The sequence below is a fragment of the Luteolibacter sp. AS25 genome, assembly GCF_046736275.1.
Lineage (GTDB): Bacteria > Verrucomicrobiota > Verrucomicrobiia > Verrucomicrobiales > Akkermansiaceae > Luteolibacter.
In genome coordinates this window covers 2,641,790-2,660,737 of the sequence record NZ_CP151837.1, presented here as the reverse complement: position 1 = coordinate 2,660,737, position 18,948 = coordinate 2,641,790, and the positions used below count along the sequence as shown (strand labels likewise).

Below are 18,948 nucleotides of genomic sequence, written 5' to 3'. Positions count from 1 at the left end.
CAGTATTCTCATTTTTTCAAAAAGGAAGTTACTTGGATCGGTCAATTTCAGGGAATCTAATCGATCCGAGAAATAGAGACCGAGCATGCCTTGTAGTTGGGCTGTCGCGAATGCGGATCAAAGGATGAGTGAGTCAGTTTGTTCACTTCCGGATAGTGCATCGGTAGGAATAAATTCCCCGGGCGGACGGTTGGGGCAATGTAAGCGGAGGCAGTTAGAGCACCACGGCGTGAGGAGATACGGACGGTGGATTTGTCCTTAATTCCGAGCTTGAGAGCGTCCGCCGAGCATATCTCGACATATGCGTTCTCGGGATAAAGCTTCCTGAGAACGGAAGATTTCGCGGTGCGGCTTTGCGTGTGCCACTGGCTGGAGGTGCCCCGACCTGTGAGTAGGAGGAAGGGGTACTGGTCATCTGGTTTCTCCGGGAGCTCGGCTGGGGCAGAGAAGTGAATCCGGGCCTTCCGGGAAGGGGTGTAGTATTTTCCGTCTGCGAAGAGTCTGCGTTCGGTCGATGTGTCCGAGGGGTTTTCAGGGTAAGGCCATTGAATGCCGCTGCATTCGTCGATGTGATCGTAGCCTTTGATTCCGGTAATATCACACGGTTGATCGCGGGTGACGTCCCGAAGAATTTTGAAGGCTGCTTCGGGGCTGGTCCAGTTTTTGAAGAATTCGCCACAGCCCCAGGCGTCGGCAATGAGGCGGAAGATGCGGAAGTCCGAGAGTGCTTGGCCGGGGGCCTTGCGCACGGGCTTGATAGTTCCGAGGCGCCGCTCCGAATTGATGAAACATCCGGACTTTTCACCCCAGGAAGCGGCGGGGAGAAGGAGGTCAGCGGTGAGTGCGGATTCGGTAGTGGAATACATGTCCTGCACTACGAGAAAATCGAGATTTGCGCGGAGCTTTTCCAATTTATCGGAATCTATCCATGAGTGAAATGGATTGGTGGCTACAATCCAGAGTGCTTTAATTTTCCCTTCGGCGACGGCGTCGAGGATCTGGTCATAGGCTAGTGAGCCTTGGGAAGTAATGTGTTCGTAGGGGATCTCAAGCTTTTCGGAAATTTTCCGGCGATGTCCTTCATTTGCGAAATCGTGGCCTCCGACGAGAGAAGTGGTGTTGGAGAAGAGTCGTGAGCCCATGGCATTGCATTGGCCGGTGACAGAGTTCGGTCCGGTGCCTGGTTTTCCGATGTTTCCAGTGATCAGGCAGAGATTGATGATGGCTTGTACTGTGCGGGTGCCTTCATGGGATTGATTAATCCCCATGGTCCACCACCAGGAGACGCGCTTGCCTTTTTCAGAGACCGATTTGGCGAGGGTTTCGATTGCGTGTGCGGTGATTCCTGCTTTTTCGGCAACAGCTTCCGGTGAATAATCCTTCACGAATTCTCGATAATCATCGATCCCTTCCGTGTTGGAGATCGATTCCTCATCGATGCGGCCATCGCGAAGGATGCAGTAGGCAACGGAGTGAAGAAGCGCGAGATCGCCCTTGGGTTTAATGGCGAGATGGGTGGTGGCTGCCTGCGCTGTTTCGGTGGCGCGTGGGTCGATGACTATAATCTGTGGTGAGCGTTTATTCCGCATGACACGCTGCCATAGAATGGGATGGGCGATGCAAAGGTTTGCGCCGATTAGGACGATTACGTCACTTTCCTCGAAATCCGCATAAGCCCCCGGAGGTGCATCGAACCCGAAGGATTGTTTGTAGGCAGTAGCTGCTGTGGCCATGCATTGGCGGGTGTTCGCATCCGCGTGAATGAAGCCCATGCCGAATTTGTAGAGGCAGCCGAGGAATGCCATTTCCTCGAAGGGAATCTGTCCGGTGGAAAGGAATGCCACGGATTCAGAGCCGTGCTCGGTTTTGATTTCCTTTAGCCGGGTGGTGAATTCCGTAAGGGCGGTAGTCCAGTCAGTGGGCTGAAGTGTTCCGCTGCAATCGCGCAGTAGAGGTACTGTCGCTCTTTCGCTGGAAGTGAGCGGATCAAGTGCCTGCCAGCCTTTTGGACAGGCCATGCCTAGGTTCACAGGATAGTTTACCTCCGGGGAGAGGTTAATGGCATTTCCGTCCTCATCGAGATGTAGCTTGAGCTGGCAGCCTGTGGCACAATAGCCGCAGATGGAAGTGGTGGTTGATATGGGCCTCAGTCGACTCGGAATTTTCCCCAGACCAAAGTTGCCCGGCTCCTGGATGAGATCCGCGGTAAGGGGGCCGTCGTGTGATTTAAGGGAAAAAAGGGACATGGTTTGATAAGATACCAGCAGTCCGCGTGCTTGAATAGATATGAAACCACCGGTTGGCGGAGATAGGGTTCAAGTGGATGATGAGGGGTATTCATTTATCCGATCTCCCCGAAGACCCTGGATTTTGCCGCGAATTGAGAGTTTTTTCTATTCGGTAACTCCTATGTGAAGCTTGAGGATGCGGTGGACTTCCTCGATCCCCTCCGGGTTCTGATGGGCGCTGTCGTTGGATGGGACGATTTTTTCCGACGCCGCGCCATCCAGATGTGAACTCCAATAGGCTACAACGCCATCGCTGGAGTCCGGTGTGTCTCCTTTAAAGAGGCCAATAAGCCAAGAGCCGCACCTTGTGCACTGCCACTGTTGGTATTGGGCTACTTTCAGGACAGCTCCCTGAACTTGATGGGTGAGGCCGAGAACAAGAAGCAGAGCTACGTCTGCTGTATAGCCGACTCGGCCGATTTTCGAAATTGTGGAAAAGATTTGGTAGTGTTGGTTACACTACTGGCGGGGAGGGACCTCCTAGCTCGTTTCCCTTAACGAAGGGAAGTGGAGCGTAGCGGATTCGAACCGCTGACCCCTTGCATGCCATGCAAGTGCTCTACCAACTGAGCTAACGCCCCTTTAAAAGGATGCTCCGAACCGGAGCGGAGCGAATGTTTAGAGGAGGAGGCGCTTGGATGGCAAGTGGAAATTCAAGAATATCGGGGAATCTGTGGTCGTGATTTGCGGCGGAGTTCGTGAAGATGGATTCCTTGAGTGTGGGCGGCTGTCTTAAGGTGGGCCACCAGAAGGATATGGAAAGACGGATCCGGATGGGTAATCCCATAGGCTGAGCAGGTCTTGCTAATGCGATCGGTGTTTTTCTCTACGAGGATGGTGCGTGAGATTTCACTTTCCTGAATCGGAGAAATTCTGGAAAGATTGATCCGCGAATCCACGTCTTCTAGTTGTAACTACTGTAATCAGTGGGACTACTCTAGAAACTGCATTCTTGCTTTCGATTTTCGGTCGAAGGACAATAATCACCCAATTAAGAAATGAAATTCTCCAATTCTCATCTGTTCCGCGCCGCGCTTCTGTGTTTCGGCATTTCAAATATCGCCGGTGCCGAGTCTGTCGGTGAAGCGGCTCCGAAACCAAATATCGTGATGGTTATGGCCGACGATATGGGATGGGGAGATTCCGGCACCTATGGCAACGAGTTGATCCAGACTCCAAACATGGACAAGCTTGCCGCAGAAGGCGTGAAGTTCACGCAGTGCTATTCGGCATGTGGTGTCTGCTCACCTTCCAGATCGGCAATTCTTACAGGGCGCACTCCTTACCGGAATGGTGTATGGAGACATTTGTCTGGAAAACACGAGGCTCATCTACGTGATAGCGAGGTTACTTTTCCGGAGCTTCTTAAGGAGATCGGTTACGAGACCTGTCACGTTGGTAAGTGGCATTTGCTTTCCGAACAGCAGTTCAACAAGCCCGAGTATCCGATGCCGGATGGGCAGGGATACGATTATTACATGACGACCCAGAACAACGCGATTCCCAGTCATAAGAATCCGAAGAATTTCATCCGCAACGGTGAGGAAGTCGGCAAGCTTGAAGGTTATTCCGCACCATTGGTTGCCGATGAGGCAATCCACTGGCTGAAGGATATCCATGATAAATCCAAGCCTTTCGCTATGACAGTATGGTTCCACGAGCCGCACAGCCCGATTGCGACCGATATCGAGTTTTCCAAACTCTACAAGGGCCACAAAAACGCGAAGTATATGGGTAATATTTCCCAAATGGACTATGCGCTGGGCAAGGTGCTGGAAGCTCTGGACGAGATCGGCGCTGCTGAAAATACTTTGGTTTTCTTCACCTCCGACAACGGTCCTGTTCCTGCCTACGGCGGGACGAGCGGTGGTCTGCGCGGTAACAAGCGCAACGAATTCGAAGGTGGTATCCGTGTCCCAGGGCTTGCACGCTGGCCTGGAAAAATCGAGCCGGGAACAATCAGCAATGTGCCGGTTATCGGCACCGACGTATTCAGCACTGTCCTGGACATCACAGGTGCGAAGAAGCCGACGGATCGCAAGATCGACGGTGTGAGCATGGTGCCTGCATTTTCCGGGAAGCCTCTTGAGCGCGAAACTCCCTTGTTCTGGCGCACCCATGTTTCTCCTGGAGAAGATCGCGTGGCGATGCGTGTTGGTGATTGGAAAATCATCGGCAACGACACTTTGACCAAGTTCATGCTCTTCAACATCGAGAAGGATTCGCAGGAGAAGAGCGATCTGGCCTCCGAAATGCCTGAGAAGCTGGATGAGATGAAAAAGCTGATGCTGGCGACTTGGGAGGATATCGAAAAAGACGGGCCAAGCGAGTGGTGGAAGGCTGATAAACAGAGACCTTCCAAGGGTGCCACATTAAGTTACTAGGGTTATCCACATATTCGGGGTGACTCGATAGAAGGTGTTCCTGTAAGAAGTAGCGATGCCTTCTGCTGCTTCAATTTCCAAGACTGATTTCGGTGTCCACAAGGGCAGTGAGGTCAGTCTTTATCGTTTATCCAACGCGAGCGGGCTGGAGGTTGATATCACCGATTTCGGTGGTGCGGTGGTTGCTATCCGCACTCCGGACCGGGATGGCCGTTCTGGCGATGTGATCCTCGGATTTGATGACCTGAGTGGTTACGAAGATGATTTGTTCTACTTGGGGGCAATCACTGGGCGCCATGCGAACCGGATATCCGGCGGAAGATTCGAACTCGACGGAGAAGTATTCCGGGTGACGGTCAACAACGGGCCGAACCATCTTCACGGAGGCAAAACTGGCTTTAACAAGAAGGTATGGGCGGCGGAATATGGTGTGGTGGACGGCGATCCACAGCTCCGGTTGCAATACGTTTCCGTGGATGGAGAGGAAGGCTTTCCTGGAAATCTTAAAGCGTGCGTAATTTACAATTTAACCTCTGAAAATGAGCTGAGAATCGATTATGAGGCGACTACGGATCGTAAAACTGTTTGCAATCTCAGTGACCATATTTACTGGAATCTTAGTGGTTCTGCTGAAGACAATGTACTGGAGCATGAGCTCATGCTATTCAGTGATAAGTTCACACCGCTGAACGATACCGCGGTGCCTACGGGAGAGATCCGGAAGGTGGAGGGAAGCGCCTTTGATTTCCGGAAGCCAAAAAAAATAGGGGCGGGGATTGAGTCGGAAGATGAGCAGATTGTTCTGGCAGAAGGATATGATCATAATTTCATAGTCCGTGGGGAGGTCGGTTGCCTTCGCCCTGCGGCACGCGCCCATGACCCTGAAAGCGGCAGGGTTTTGGAGGTTTTTACCACTGATCCGGGCGTACAGTTCTATACGGGAAACTTTCTCGATGAATCGGTCATCGGTAAATGCGGGAAGCCATATGGAAGGCGCCGTGGCTTTTGTCTAGAGAGCCAGTATTTCCCCGATTCCGTGAACCGACCTGAATTTTTAGCTGCAATTTTGCGGCCCGGTGAGAAGTATAAAAAGACAACCGTCTATCGCTTTTCAGCCAAATAAACCCGCATTCCGTTCTATGAAAATTCTGTCCAGATTCCTTTTGGGAATATTTTTGTCTTCAGCTGGAGCCGTGATTTCCTCTGCGCAGGATCAATCGACCCAGGTGGACCATGTCGTCATTCTTGATGCTTCCAACTCCGAACAGAAAGGAGAGACCCTATCGTGGCATTTTGAACTGAACCGCGCAGGGGATTACTGGGTGCAGATTCTCACTAGAGGCGAACTCCCCGAGGAGATGAAGGAGGCTGTCGTGAAGATTGGCGATGTTCAGATGAAAGGGGTTCCGGTCGCTAAATTCGTAATCGGAGAGGGCGATACGCAGGAGCGCGTCCTGGAGTTCCCGAAGATTGTGAAATTGGAAGGAAAGGGGCTGAAACCAATCTCGTTGGAGGCAGGGTTTCCAATTTCCCGCGTGCGTCTGGTGCCCCACTACAAGAATAGTTTCTCATCGGATGAAAATCTGGAGAAATGGAAGGTAATGCATGAGTCTCCCGAGAAAACGGCCGCGATGGAGTGGTTCAAGGAGGCGAAATTCGGCATGTTCATTCACTGGGGGCTCTACTCACAGGCAGGCGGAATCTGGAAGGGGACTAAAATCGATGATTCTCCCTATCCGGGTCCGAACGTAGCGGAGTGGTTGATGTCTACTTTCCGCATTTCACGGGCTGAATATGCGGAACTGGCGAAGGATTTTAATCCGGATAAATCGTTTGCACAAAACATCGCGCAATTAGCGAAAAGCGCGGGAATGAAGTATATCGTGATCACCTCCAAGCATCACGATGGCTTTGCTCTGTTTGACTCGGCGGTATCGGAATTCGATATAGTCGATGCCACGCCTTATGGGGCGGACGCGGTCAAAGAGCTTTACGAGGCGACACTGGAAGTCGGGCTGGGCTTCGGCGTTTATTATTCCCACGGAAATGACTGGATGGATGGCGGCGATGGAAACCATGCGAATGTGAGAGCTGCGAATGATAAGTTCGGGGTTTACACCCATGCGCAGGGAAAAAATCTTTGGGATCCGAGCCCGAATACGCATGAGGAATATTTCCAGCAGAAGGCGTATCCGCAAATTGCCGAGCTAGTGAAATCAATGCCCGAGTTGAAATTGATCTGGTTCGATGGAGATGGCCACATCACCGAGGAGCAGGCATTTCAATTTTACAAACTCGTTTACGATTTGAACCCGAGTGTGATTGTCAGTCGGCGCGTTGGATATGAGTTCGGCGATTATCTGGATGCCGGCGATAACCAGATTCCAGATGCCGAGGAAGAACTGGAAAAATATTGGGAAACCTGCGGAACAACCAATCACTCATGGGGCTTCAAGCCATATGATACTACTTGGAAGAGCTCACGTGAATTGATCTATTACCTTGTCGATATTGCTTCAAAAGGAGGGAACTATCTACTGAACATCGGGCCTGATGGGAAAGGCCATGTGCCGGAAGGGAGCTCGGAAGGCCTGCTGGGAATGGGGGATTGGCTGAAGGTGAACGGTGAAGCGATTTACGGAACGAACAGTTGGAAAGTGATCCGTGAAACTGCCACCGGGACAAACCCGGATGAGACAAAGCATGGTTCAGCAAAGGCATTTGTCGAAAAAATCGGGACGGAGGATTTTTGGTTTACTGCGAAGGATAACAAAGTGTTCGTAATTTCTCTGGCAAAGGCCGGTGAAGAGGTGCGGGTGAAGGCATTGAATTCCGGAGCTGGAAATGTTGCGGTGGTTCGGTTGCTTGGAAGTGATCGGAAGATTTCCTGGGAGCAGAATGAGGAAGCTCTTGAACTGAATTTCGAAGGTATTGAAACCGGTCTTGATGGATTTGCCGTAGAGGTAACAATGAAGTAATGCACGACCGACTGGAATTTGCCCGTGAGCTTGCTGCGATTGCTCAGGCCGGCATCACCTACAGCCCGGATCCATACGATCAGGAGCGGTTCGAGAGGCTACGGGAAATGGCCGGTGAGATGCTGGAAGTTGCCGGCGAGGTTCCGAAATTCCAGTGGCCGGAGGAAAATGGCTATGACACCCCGAAGGTGGACGTCCGCGCCATGGTGTTCCGCGGAGACGAGATCCTGCTGGTGAAGGAGGCGCGGACAGGTGCATGGACGGTGCCCGGTGGCTGGGCTGATGTGAATTTATCTCCCGCGGAAAATGCCGAAAAGGAGTGTTTCGAAGAAAGCGGCTACGTGGTGAAGTGCAAAGCTCTTGTATCCGTTTTGGACAAGGATAAGGCCGGCTTCCCGCGGAATGTTAACTCCATCTACAAAATGTATTTCCTCTGCGAATTGATCGGTGGAAAACCGACGACGAGCTTGGAAAGCACTGCGGTTGGGTTTTTCCCTGTGAATGACCTGCCGGAACTTGATGCCTATCGTATCGCAAAGAGAGATATTCTGGATGCATATGACCGGATGCTTGATTCGGGCTTGGAAACTACCTTTAACTGATAGGTTGGAGCAAAAGGGCTTCACTGTCTTGCATTCCCGGGGGCTTGGGTACAGCTTCCCGCCGTGCATCGATCATCATTGCTGAGTCAACTTACCGAATACGCTTCCCGCCACCCGGATGAGGCGGAGGCGGTGGAACGATTTACGGATTTCGTAAAAACCCAGCCGCGTTGCTTCGAGCGATCCCTTGCTGTCGGTCATATCACCGGTTCGGCATGGGTGGTGAATGCAGACGGATCCGAGGTGTTACTCACACATCACGCGAAGCTGGATCGCTGGCTACAGCTGGGTGGGCATGCGGATGGGGAATCCGATGCGCTATCCGTAGCCATCAAGGAGGCGGAGGAAGAGTCCGGCCTGATCGATTTCACCCATCTGGGGGAGGGGATTTTCGATATCGATATTCATCCGATTCCTGCCAGGAAAAACGAGCCGGAACATCTGCACTACGATGTGCGATACGTGTTGCGGGCAAATGGATCGCTCAAATTTACCGTTAGCGAGGAATCCCACGATCTAAGCTGGGTGAAACTGGCCGAGGTAAAACAGCTGACAACTGAGCATTCGATGATGCGCATGGTGGATAAATGGCGGGGGTTAAAAAATGCCTGGATCTAGATCATGTCCAGAACCTCCGCGGGGCTGAAACCGCGTTCACGGAGAGTCTTGATCGCAAGGGAGTCGTGCCGTTTTGCGAGGCGATTTCCGTCTTCATCATTAATCAGTTCATGGTGCCGGTAGATCGGCTCCCTGTAGCCTAGAATCTCCTGCAGCTGGCGCTGGACGTGTGTGGCGAAGAAGAGATCTTCCCCGCGGGTGACGTGTGTCACATCCTGGAACTCGTCGTCCACGACAACTGCCAAATGATATGCAATGCCGACGTCCTTGCGGGCTAAGACCACATCTCCATTAATCGAAATATCGATCCCGGTCTCGCCTCGTTCTAGATCATTGAAGGTCAGTGGTCCGTGGATTTCAGCTGCTTTTTCCGAATCAAAACGCCATGAGTGCGACTCTCCGTTTCTGATTTTTTGGTCGACCTTTTTCTGCGACATACGGTGGCATGTTTTCGGGTATGTCTGTTCTGCTCCATCCTGTGGCGCATTGGAAATACTGTTGATGGTAGCCTGGATCTCTTTCCTTGTGCAGAAACAAGGATATAGGAGCCCCATGGATTTTAATTTTTCCAGAACCTCCTCGTAGGCGGCGATGCGGGTGGATTGGATTAGCGGTTCGCCGTCCCAATTCAATCCCAGCCATTTCAAGTCCTCTTCGATTGCTGCGAAGAATTCCGGACGGACACGACTAGTATCAATGTCTTCGTGCCGAAGCAGAAATGTTCCGCCCTTTTCGCGTGCGGTCTCGTAGGCGATCCGAGCCGCGTAGGCGTGACCGAGATGCAGGTAACCGGTGGGGCTTGGGGCGAATCTGGAGATCGGTTTCATCAATGTTCCTCTACGGAAGGAAACATAGACCAGCTAATCCAATTTACTATTAAGTTAGAAAAATACCGTGAAGTAGATGAGCAGCAGCACTCCAATGCCAAAGGTGAACGCGTAAGCCTGAAGGTTCCCTGACTGGAATCTTCGGAAGACTCCACCGACTGATTCGGCAAGACGGGTAAGACCACCAACGAGTATGCTGTTGATTAGAATCTCGTCGAAGAAATGGACGATGGCTGCGAAGCCGTCCTGCAGATACTTGACGATGCCTTGTTCGTAGATCGCATCGAGGTAAAAGCGGTTCTTGAAGAGGGGGATGGAGATCGGGTCCTTTTCCTTGCCGTTGTAGAGAACGAAGCCTGCGATGACACCGATGACTAGGGCGCCGATGGAGACATAAGTCACGAAACCGAGATGGATGAGGTGAGCGGGTTGCTCGTAGGCAGGTGCCAGTTTCGCGGCTATGAATGGGAAGCCGGCGATGAGTCCCATCACTGCGAGGGCGATGAGTGGGAGGGACATGAGTGGGCCGACTTCCTTTGCGTGCTCGGCGTTCTCCGTGCGATTCTTGCCGAGGAAAGTGATGACGAAGGCGCGGGTCATGTAAAACGGTGTGAGCACGGCGACGGCTGCGGCGATCCAGAACAGCGCGGGATTGTGGTGGTGTGCGGCCTCAAGGATCTGTTCTTTCGAGAAGAATCCGGAGGTGAAAGGGACGGCCATGAGAGCGGCGGTCCCGATGGCGAAAGTGATCGCTGTGATGGGCATCTTCTTGAGGAGGCCTCCCATTTTCCAGATATTCTGCTCATGGTGGCAGGCGAAGATGATCGCGCCGGAGCCAAGGAAGAGTAGCGCCTTGAACCAAGCGTGGGTGAAGAGGTGGAACATCGCCGCTTCACCGGCGAGCAGGCCGACGGCCATGACCATGTAGCCGAGCTGGGAGAGGGTGGAGTAGGCGAGGATCTTTTTAATGTCGTCCTGCTGGGTGGCCATAAGCGCGGCCATAAGTGCTGTGATGCCTCCTACCCAAGCGATAGTGATACCGGAGAAGCCTTCAAAGGATTCGACTCCGACGGAGAGTTGAACGCGGAATAGCATATAAACACCGGCGGCGACCATGGTGGCGGCGTGAATAAGTGCGGAAACAGGGGTGGGGCCTTCCATCGCATCCGGTAGCCAGACGTGGAGAGGAAGCTGTGCGGATTTACCGACTGCGCCACAGAAAACACAGAGGAGAGCAGCACCGAGGACGCCAGCGGAAATGCCTGCCGGGACGACCATTTCAGAGAAAGTCAGTGTGCCGGTGATGCCCCAGAGCATGAGGATGCCGATCATGAAACCGAAGTCTCCGATGCGGTTTGTGAGAAAGGCTTTCTTCGCCGCATCCGCTGCCGAGTCCTTTTGATACCAATGACCGATGAGGAGGTAGGAGCTGAGACCCACGAGCTCCCAGAAGATGAAGGTCATGATGAAATTCGATGCAAGAACGATGCCTGTCATGGAGAACATGAAGAGCGCCAGGCCGGTGAAGTAGCGGGCCTTCGCGGAATCATCCTTCATGTAGGCGAGGGAGAAGATGTGAACGAGGAGTCCCACGCCGGTGACTACGATCATCATGCCGGTGGAGAGCTTGTCCAGGGCGATGCCGATATCGATGCTGAAGGTGCCGATTGTGGCCCATTGGAAGGAGAGCGTATCGGTTTTCCCAAGGCAGATCAGTGCTATCGCGAAGGTCGCGGCAGCCGATGCCGTGGATACCCAGTGGGCGATCCCGAGTTTACGAAGAAACAGCTGGTTCAGGACAGCTGCGGCGAGAGGAAGAATAAGTAGGAGCCAAGGCATGGTCGTATGCGGGGAAGATGGCGGAATATGGGGTTGAGTTGCGAGTTTTTTTTAAACGGAGGATAGAAGTAATGGGGAGTTTCGATTGATTTGTGTTCTCCCAATCGTTTTGAAACTGCGCCCCCCGAACAGGATGGAATTGTAAGCAATTCTTCTACAGGGAAACCCATTCCGATATTTTTTCAATGATGGACCTTACTTTGCTCCGCCGCCTGGTTTTTGTCCTTCCGTGCATTGCTGCGATTTTTTGAAGCATCCAGATATCGGATTACGAAGGTCTGGAGAAGATTATGCCTACCCCGGAGGACTTTCGTTCGATGTGGTGGAAGGATGGTTTCCCGACTTTTGTGAAGGGGGCTGCGTGGGTGAAAATTATACATACGGGGCACTACGCGTTGGCGATCGACACCTGCACGATGAAGGTGACGGAGTTCGGCCCGGCTGAGGCTGGAACGAATTATGACACTTTCGTCACTTCCGGTCCCTAGGTGAAAAATGTCACTGAGTCAGCCGATCTACCGCTGAAAATTTCCATAAATGGTAAGCGCGGCAGGGCGGGTCACGGTTGGTGGAATCCGGAAGATTTTTCCAGCGGGGGGATATTACTGATCTGGTTTTTGACCTATGATGGAGATATGTTGTCGAGTTTCCTGAATGGGAGGAAAGCAGTCACTAGGCTTTGGTCGCATATCTAAAATGTGCAAACTTCGAGTATTGCAGCCGTGCGGATTAAACTTTCAGCCAACCAATGAACTACCTCATATTTGCCGAGAAATGCCAGCGCACGCGTTTGGCTGCGATGTGATTTCTCAGGAATCATGTGTATGGCTTGAAATGAAAGGGCGCGCATTTGAGTATCAATTAGCTCTCAAGTAGTTGTAAACCCACGAAACCCATGAAATTTACCCTGCCCGCTTTTTGTCTCCTTTCATTTTTTGCAATTTCTCAGGCAGCGGAAGATATCGCGTCAGTAACTAGGCCCAATATCCTGTTTATTTTTGCGGACGACTGGGGTTGGGGCGATCTCTCCTGTCACGATCACCCGTATGTAAAGACTCCCAACATTGATCGACTGGCGAAGGAAGGGACTGATTTCCACCGCTTTACAGTTGCCAGTGGTGTTTGTTCTCCGAGCCGTGCGGCGGTGATGACCGGCCATTTCCCCGCGAGGAACCACATCGACGGACACTTCGCCCACCCGGATGACAATGCTGGTCGAAATATGCCGGACTGGCTTCCTACGCAGGTCACCACGATCCCCAAAATCCTTAAGACTGCAGGGTATGCGACTGCGCATTTCGGGAAGTGGCATCTTGCCAACAATATGATCCCGGACTCTCCGCCCCCTTTGGAATATGGCTATGACGAATACGGCGCCTTCAATTGCTCCGGCGAACAAATGCCATTTTATGAGGATTCCCAACGTGCGATCGCATTCATGGAAAAGAGCAAGCAGGGGAACCAACCCTTCTACATCAATCTCTGGATCCATGAACCGCATACCCCGCATCATGTGATTCCCGAGTATCAGTGGCGGTTCCGTGAATTAGGGGAAAGAGATAATATCTACGCTGCCATCCTTTCACATGCGGACGATCGTATCGGTGAGGTGCTGGACGCTTTGGATGAAATGGGATTGGCCGGGAACACCCTCGTGATCTTCAGTTCAGACAACGGACCGGCTCCAAAAACGGACAAATTATCAGCCAAGTATGATAGCGCGACCGGAGTTGGCTTTGATACGGGTGCTTCGATGGGAGTCACCGGTGGTAGGAAGGGCGCAAAGCATACTCTTTATGAAGGTGGAATCGGAGTGCCTTTCCTCGCTCGCTGGCCCGGCAAAATCGCCCCGGGAAAGGTGGATGGAACCACGATGATTTCCGCGGTGGATCTGCTTCCTACGTTTTCCGAGATTGCAGGGGCTGCACTTCCCGGTGGTTACGTGCCTGACGGTATCAGCCAGGTGAAAGCTCTCGAAGGTGAAATCGTGGAAGGCCGCTCCAAGCCACTTTTCTGGAAATTGAACGATCCTTTCCCGGAAACGAAGCCGAGCAAAGCCCCCAAACCATCCTATGTGATCGTGGAAAACAGATGGAAACTGCTCTCCAGCGCTGATGCGGCAACCATCGAACTTTATGATATTTCCGCGGACCCATACGAAAAGAATGACCTGAAGGATGAGAATCCAGAGGTGGCGAAGGAGCTCCTGGCGAAAATCGATGAATGGAAGGCGACTCTGCCAACTGCTCCGGATGCTAATTCCATTTCGTCCAGGCGCACGAAATAGCAATCACATCCAAACCCATGAAATCCACCCGATCCCTCCGTAGCATCGCCCTGGCATGTTTGGCTTGGGCATTCGGTGGCCAGCTCTCCGCAGCTCCCGGTGGTGGGGAGATGCCGAATATCCTTTTTATCCACACCGATGAGCAAGGGTATGGTGATCTCGGAGTACACGATCATCCATTATTGAAGACTCCGAATCTCGACACCGGCGGACACATTGTTTTGCACGAAAGGGGTGAGCTGGCTCGATTTTTTGGTGTTGAAACGGCACCGGAGCCGATACGGGAACGCCTTGGATGGGTTAGGACCATTGCCTCCTGAGTCGGGTTAATTTACGGAGTTGGCTGTCATTATTGGGATTGTGCAATGGGTGGAACTTGACGTTAATAATGCTTACTGTGTAAGGATTTACTGAGTTCCGATTATTCTCCAATGCGATTGCAAAGTATTTGTGGATCAAGAATCCTGAGCTGTCTCCGCTCTTAATTTGACGGCTATTCCGTAAGTGAACGGGAAAAATTATTTTGACTGTAATTACAAAGTAGTGTCATATTTAGCGATCGATCTTATGAAAACCCACTCAAAAGTCAGTTCAGCCACCCGGTATATCCGGATGCATCTTAAAACAGGCAGGAAACCCTCGGGAGGCTTTGCCCTCGTCGTGACTCTCGCACTCATGGTTTTGCTGACAATTCTTGCGCTCGGTATGCTTTCCTTAAGCACGATTACCATGAGGACATCAAGCCACGGGGAATCCCTAGCTACAGCCCGCGCGAACGCTAGAACAGCGATGATCATGGCCCTCGGTCGTCTTCAGGAACTCGCCGGACCGGATACACGGGTAACCGCTCCGGCTGATGCAGTGGCGGATGGCGGCGGAGATTCCTCCGGTCCTGTGACCGGAGTATGGAGATCTTGGGAAGGAAATGATCACAATAAATCTACGGGACTGCCGATTGATCCTGACTACGGCTCCAAACTCGACGATGGTGATCTTGAAATTTCTTCATCGGAAGATGGTCGATTTTTGGGTTGGTTGATTTCCGGCAATGAGGCGGAGAACAATGCGAGCACTCCTCCGGACGTGGAAAAAGGAACAGGAGCGGGCAAGGTGGCTTTACTCTCCGAAGGTACCTTAGGGGCCGGGACTGACAATGAGGTCCACCTTATCCCCACAGAGGTAGGCGATGATGGCGCTTACGCTTGGTGGATTCAAGGAGAAAACCAGAAAGCTCTGATGAAAGAAAAACCAGTCGATCCCGATGACAATAAAGGCTGGAGCGACAGGCTTGCCTCAAATGGAAGACCGGATACTGAGGATATTGGCATTACAGACGATTCTGAACTGGCGAAAGCTGTCAGTAGAGATTCTTTGAATCTTGCCCAGCCTCTTGATTCTAAAAGGGCTGGAGTCTACTTTCACGACATTACAGCCTACTCACGAGGATTGCTGACTAACACGGCGAACGGCGGTTGGCGGAGGGATCTCACCTTGATGGCTGAAAAATGGTATGATCTCTCGGATGAAGGCATTCCTGTAGTCTCAACCTTTTCCCCGGGGAATGTCTTCACGCTTGAGCCAGGTGTTGAGAAGTCCGCTTCTTTGAAAATGAATAGTACTACAGGTGATGGTTCCATTTATCCATGGGCAACCAGTGACGGTGAGTCCATGAGCTGGAATGCGCTTGCCGATTTCGCAGCGCTTTACAAGCGAGTGAAGACGAACAGCACCTCAAATATGCCATACTTCGATACTTATACCCACGTGGGGAGTGACGCAATTACCATTGACCCTGTCTTGGCGAGAATACATTGGACACTTGGTTACGCAGCCCAGAAGTTCAAGGCTACGGCTAGGTTTGCTCCCAACCTCGCATTCAAATCGACAGTGACCATGTGGAATCCCTATAACGTCGCGATTGAAAATCCATATAATGCCAGTACGAGTATATCGGATAATCTAGGGCCGGAAATACACGCACCACTTTATGAGACTGCCGGTGATCTTTCATATTTCCCGATCAATCTTACAATAAAACTCGATAATGCAGGTGCTACTAGGGAAGACGAGGTGAATTTAGCAAGTGTCATGGGGGATAGTTTCTATAATAATACACAAGCATTTAATCGTCTCTTTATACTGCCGAAAACTACAGGTAATCAAACATGGAAGCCGGGAGAGTCTCGGATCTACGGCACAAACGAAGGTGGTTTTGTCGGCTCATCCGCTAATTTGGCGATAAAGAAGCTATATCCTGGATATCGTATCACCGATGGATCAACTAGTAATATCGTAAATATTGGCTGGGCCGGAACAAGTAAGTATAGCGCGACATACGAATACAATATCGTAGACGACAAAGTAGCGACGCGGATCAGGCAATTCCCGAACGAAGGGAAAAAGAACGAGAGTGCCAATCCTAATATGTTGTTGGAAATGTCATCAACAAGAGCGGAGGCTGAAAGTGTTATGCCTCTCCCGTCACTCATCGGCGCTGGCACGACATTGGCTGAGGCGAATATTGAGCCGGTTCCATTTCTTAACGTCATTTTCTCCCTTAGAATGTTATCTGAGTCTAACTTTAAAACGAAAGGTTATATAAACACGAAGCCAATTCTGCAAACCAAGGGATTGGCTGGAGATACCAGTTTCTATCAAAGTCCTTACGAATGGTCGTTCGTACCTACCACCACCTGGGACGGACCGGGTAGCCCGGAATCTAACGATGGGGCCGCAGACGGAGACGATCACGCTGGTTATGTTGGGCCGTCCTACCGCTCCACCGGAATTCCGAGGTGGGCGATCGCAGAGCTGCCGACCCAGCCGCTACTTTCCCTATGCGAATTACAACACTTCGATGCAGGATACAACAACCTGATTGCACCGCGGGTTGCAAACGCCATCGGGAATAGCAGTGCCACCCCAGATATCGAGCCGGAACAGGTCACGAGAGTAGTTGCCGAGGGGACGGGCTATGACCATAGCTATGTGGGGAACCACCTTTTCTTCGACGATTGGTTCGTTTCATCAATCTGCCAGGATTTCGACCCTTACTCTCCCTCCGTTGAGCCATATTCAGAGATCGAGGATGTGTATGCGGCTCATTTGACCGGTAGCCAGCCGCTTAGGAACAGCCAATATAAGCCCGCCGTGCCCCTTTCCGAGACTGAGGCATCTACCGCTGCCACGACCCTTCTAGCCGATGCGGATGCGTGGCGCAATGTTGCTTCAAAGCTGGAGGTGGATGGTATGTTCAATATCAATTCGACATCGATTCAGGCTTGGACCGCATTGCTCAAGCATCAGCGTGGAGCAGAGGTCCCACAGCTTTCCGTGGATAGCGGAGGCGAGGATGACGGGTGGGAGATCACTTCGGTGGCCTCTTCCGATAGCCCTGTCAGCAGAACAACGATTGCGGGAGACCCGGACACAGGTAGTGCTGGAGGGAATGCGATCGCAGCCCACCCAACTTTGACTGATGTGCAAATCGAAGCCCTAGCAGAGGCAATTGTTGATCAAATCAAGCTTCGCGGTCCGTTTCTCTCTTTGTCCGAGTTTGTGAATCGGCAGTTGAGCAGTGACACGGATCTTGCAGTGGCTGGAGCCATCGAGGCTGCACTGACGAGCTTGTCCAATATGTCTGGCGATGAAAATCCTTTCAGTGACATCAAGGGTAATTTTCCCGAATTATCGGTGGCAGGGAGTTCCGCTGTCTTTCCAGAAGCTGCCGAAGGATCATCCGTGGCCTATGGAACACCAGGCTGGATCAGGCAGGCAGACATCCTACGCCCCCTTGCTCCGATCATGTCTGCACGTGACGATACGTTCACGATTCGCGCTTACGGAGAAGCTAGAAACGAATCGGGTGCTGTTAGTGCCCGCAGCTGGTGTGAAGCCGTGGTGCAGAGGAAAGCGGACTATGTAGATTCAACCGACGAGGCTACTGCAGGCTTCAATGACCTAACGAGTGCAAACAAGACTTTTGGCCGTAAGTTTGAAATCATCTCGTTCCGTTGGCTCTCTCCGGATGAAGTTTGAAGATTAATAGGAAACTAAATATACAAACCCATGAAATTCACATCATTTATCATTTTCCTCCTTGTAGCCAATTTCTGTAGCGCCGCGAGGACGGTTCAATTCATGTACTTTCACAAGCCTGCAGATGCCCCGGAGAAGGTGTTCATGTTTGAGGAGAAGAAGGGTGCGGTAGAAGTGGAATTGCCTGCGTACAATTTTACGCAGGCTTATGATATTGGTCCTGGGCAACAGACCCTGTTCTTTCTTTCTTCCGTGCCTGAGGAAGGGAAAGATATGCCGAAGAATCCTCCAAAGGTGAACATTCCTGCCGGTTGGCAGAAGGTGCTCGTTCTGGCCTTTCGGGATTCAAGCAATAAGACAATGCCTATAAGGTTCACGGCCTTTAACGCAAGTAATTCAGAGTTTGGCAAAGGCGACACATTGTTCATCAACCTCAGTCCCAAAGTAGTTTATGGTATGCTGGGACGGGCCAAGGTCATAGTGAAACCGGGAAAGACACTGGTTACAAAGAATGCTTCTTCTGATGGCAAAGACTATAATGTCACGCTGTGGCAGATGAATCCGGACAAGTCAGAGAATTATCGCTTTCTTACGAAGGTGTTCAGGAATTATACGAATCGTAGAAAAGTGTTTTTTGTCTTTATGCCGGAGGGGAAGAATCAACCGGATTACTACGTTACCACAATTCAGGATCCGATACCGGTGGCTAAGGAATGATGAGATTACAACGCCTTGGTTGGGGGCTAGTCTGCTAACAGTCCGACAGAGCTTACGAATTTGTCGGATATGAAGAAGACGTTCGTCAGGCGGTTCGTAATCATATCGTTCCGCTAGCCTTCCTCGCCCTTCTCGTCGCATTATTACGTTCGCGTTGTGTTCGGGTGTTCTCGCCGAAAGGGCTGCCAAGATGCACTATTTTAAAGCGCCGCAAGACGCTCGTGAACGGAAGTAATCTGTCATTCGGGTCAGCCCACCGCTAACTAACACTTCTACCGTTCGGTGAGGTTCTCTTGGATGGAATTTGTGACCGTAGAGACGATCTGCAGAATGTCGTCCTTGTCTAGGTAGTATATCGCGTAGGGGAACC

The 18,948-nt window shown here is 51.6% G+C and carries 13 protein-coding genes and 1 tRNA gene; 10 read left to right on the top strand and 4 right to left on the bottom strand.

Annotated features, from left to right (window positions below; translation table 11 throughout):
* Positions 1 to 56: 56 nt before the first annotated feature.
* Both AAGA79_RS12265 and AAGA79_RS12260 read right to left on the bottom strand, forming a co-directional pair.
* Positions 57 to 2,246, bottom strand: coding sequence for a molybdopterin oxidoreductase family protein (locus AAGA79_RS12265; RefSeq protein ID WP_411826095.1), 2,190 nt, complete (start codon positions 2,244 to 2,246; stop codon positions 57 to 59).
* 550 nt (positions 2,247 to 2,796) lie between these two features.
* A tRNA-Ala gene (locus tag AAGA79_RS12260) sits at positions 2,797 to 2,869 on the bottom strand.
* A gap of 417 nt (positions 2,870 to 3,286) precedes the next feature.
* On the opposite strand from AAGA79_RS12260, the gene AAGA79_RS12255 reads away from it, so the two are divergent.
* The 5 genes from AAGA79_RS12255 to AAGA79_RS12235 all read left to right on the top strand — a co-directional run bounded on the left by AAGA79_RS12255 (position 3,287) and on the right by AAGA79_RS12235 (position 8,870).
* A complete protein-coding gene (locus AAGA79_RS12255) occupies positions 3,287 to 4,672 on the top strand; it encodes a sulfatase (protein ID WP_411826094.1) in 1,386 nt (461 codons plus the stop codon).
* Positions 4,673 to 4,727: 55 nt separating this feature from the next.
* Positions 4,728 to 5,795: an aldose epimerase family protein gene (locus AAGA79_RS12250; protein ID WP_411826093.1), complete on the top strand. Its 1,068-nt coding sequence runs from the start codon at positions 4,728 to 4,730 to the stop codon at positions 5,793 to 5,795.
* Between the two features lie 52 nt (positions 5,796 to 5,847).
* Positions 5,848 to 7,650, top strand: coding sequence for an alpha-L-fucosidase (locus AAGA79_RS12245; RefSeq protein WP_411826092.1), 1,803 nt, complete (start codon positions 5,848 to 5,850; stop codon positions 7,648 to 7,650).
* Entirely contained in the window at positions 7,650 to 8,252 is a 603-nt protein-coding gene (locus AAGA79_RS12240) for an NUDIX hydrolase (protein ID WP_411826091.1), read from the top strand. The genes AAGA79_RS12245 and AAGA79_RS12240 overlap by 1 nt, the downstream gene beginning before the upstream one ends.
* Before the next feature lie 63 nt (positions 8,253 to 8,315).
* Positions 8,316 to 8,870 (top strand): NUDIX hydrolase, encoded by a 555-nt coding sequence (locus tag AAGA79_RS12235; protein WP_411826090.1) that lies wholly within the window; start codon positions 8,316 to 8,318, stop codon positions 8,868 to 8,870.
* On the opposite strand, the gene gluQRS is transcribed toward AAGA79_RS12235, so the two are convergent.
* Together gluQRS and nuoL are read right to left on the bottom strand one after the other, a co-directional pair.
* Positions 8,867 to 9,697, bottom strand: coding sequence for a tRNA glutamyl-Q(34) synthetase GluQRS (gene gluQRS, locus AAGA79_RS12230; protein ID WP_411826089.1), 831 nt, complete (start codon positions 9,695 to 9,697; stop codon positions 8,867 to 8,869). The two genes, AAGA79_RS12235 and gluQRS, sit on opposite strands and share 4 nt — an antisense overlap.
* A gap of 54 nt (positions 9,698 to 9,751) precedes the next feature.
* Positions 9,752 to 11,536, bottom strand: a complete 1,785-nt coding sequence (gene nuoL / locus AAGA79_RS12225) for an NADH-quinone oxidoreductase subunit L (RefSeq protein WP_411826088.1) — start codon at positions 11,534 to 11,536, stop codon at positions 9,752 to 9,754.
* Positions 11,537 to 11,826: 290 nt separating this feature from the next.
* Between nuoL and AAGA79_RS12220 the strand changes: the two genes are divergently transcribed.
* The 5 genes from AAGA79_RS12220 to AAGA79_RS12200 all read left to right on the top strand — a co-directional run bounded on the left by AAGA79_RS12220 (position 11,827) and on the right by AAGA79_RS12200 (position 18,578).
* On the top strand, positions 11,827 to 12,024 hold the full coding sequence (locus AAGA79_RS12220; protein ID WP_411826087.1) for a hypothetical protein: 198 nt from the start codon (positions 11,827 to 11,829) through the stop codon (positions 12,022 to 12,024).
* Between the two features lie 407 nt (positions 12,025 to 12,431).
* On the top strand, positions 12,432 to 13,823 hold the full coding sequence (locus tag AAGA79_RS12215; protein WP_411826086.1) for a sulfatase: 1,392 nt from the start codon (positions 12,432 to 12,434) through the stop codon (positions 13,821 to 13,823).
* Between the two features lie 17 nt (positions 13,824 to 13,840).
* Entirely contained in the window at positions 13,841 to 14,143 is a 303-nt protein-coding gene (locus AAGA79_RS12210; protein WP_411826085.1) for a hypothetical protein, read from the top strand.
* 247 nt (positions 14,144 to 14,390) lie between these two features.
* Entirely contained in the window at positions 14,391 to 17,861 is a 3,471-nt protein-coding gene (locus AAGA79_RS12205) for a hypothetical protein (RefSeq protein ID WP_411826084.1), read from the top strand.
* Positions 17,862 to 17,891: 30 nt separating this feature from the next.
* Positions 17,892 to 18,578 (top strand): hypothetical protein, encoded by a 687-nt coding sequence (locus AAGA79_RS12200; protein WP_411826083.1) that lies wholly within the window; start codon positions 17,892 to 17,894, stop codon positions 18,576 to 18,578.
* The last annotated feature ends 370 nt before the right edge of the window (positions 18,579 to 18,948 follow it).

Coding starts and splice junctions, on each gene's coding strand:
- AAGA79_RS12210 (WP_411826085.1), top strand. CDS start 13,841: ATGAAATCCACCCGATCCCTCCGTAGCATCGCCCTGGCATGTTTGGCT.
- AAGA79_RS12205 (WP_411826084.1), top strand. CDS start 14,391: ATGAAAACCCACTCAAAAGTCAGTTCAGCCACCCGGTATATCCGGATG.
- AAGA79_RS12265 (WP_411826095.1), bottom strand. CDS start 2,246: ATGTCCCTTTTTTCCCTTAAATCACACGACGGCCCCCTTACCGCGGAT.
- AAGA79_RS12255 (WP_411826094.1), top strand. CDS start 3,287: ATGAAATTCTCCAATTCTCATCTGTTCCGCGCCGCGCTTCTGTGTTTC.
- AAGA79_RS12215 (WP_411826086.1), top strand. CDS start 12,432: ATGAAATTTACCCTGCCCGCTTTTTGTCTCCTTTCATTTTTTGCAATT.
- AAGA79_RS12200 (WP_411826083.1), top strand. CDS start 17,892: ATGAAATTCACATCATTTATCATTTTCCTCCTTGTAGCCAATTTCTGT.
- AAGA79_RS12220 (WP_411826087.1), top strand. CDS start 11,827: ATGCCTACCCCGGAGGACTTTCGTTCGATGTGGTGGAAGGATGGTTTC.
- nuoL (WP_411826088.1), bottom strand. CDS start 11,536: ATGCCTTGGCTCCTACTTATTCTTCCTCTCGCCGCAGCTGTCCTGAAC.
- AAGA79_RS12240 (WP_411826091.1), top strand. CDS start 7,650: ATGCACGACCGACTGGAATTTGCCCGTGAGCTTGCTGCGATTGCTCAG.
- AAGA79_RS12250 (WP_411826093.1), top strand. CDS start 4,728: ATGCCTTCTGCTGCTTCAATTTCCAAGACTGATTTCGGTGTCCACAAG.
- gluQRS (WP_411826089.1), bottom strand. CDS start 9,697: ATGAAACCGATCTCCAGATTCGCCCCAAGCCCCACCGGTTACCTGCAT.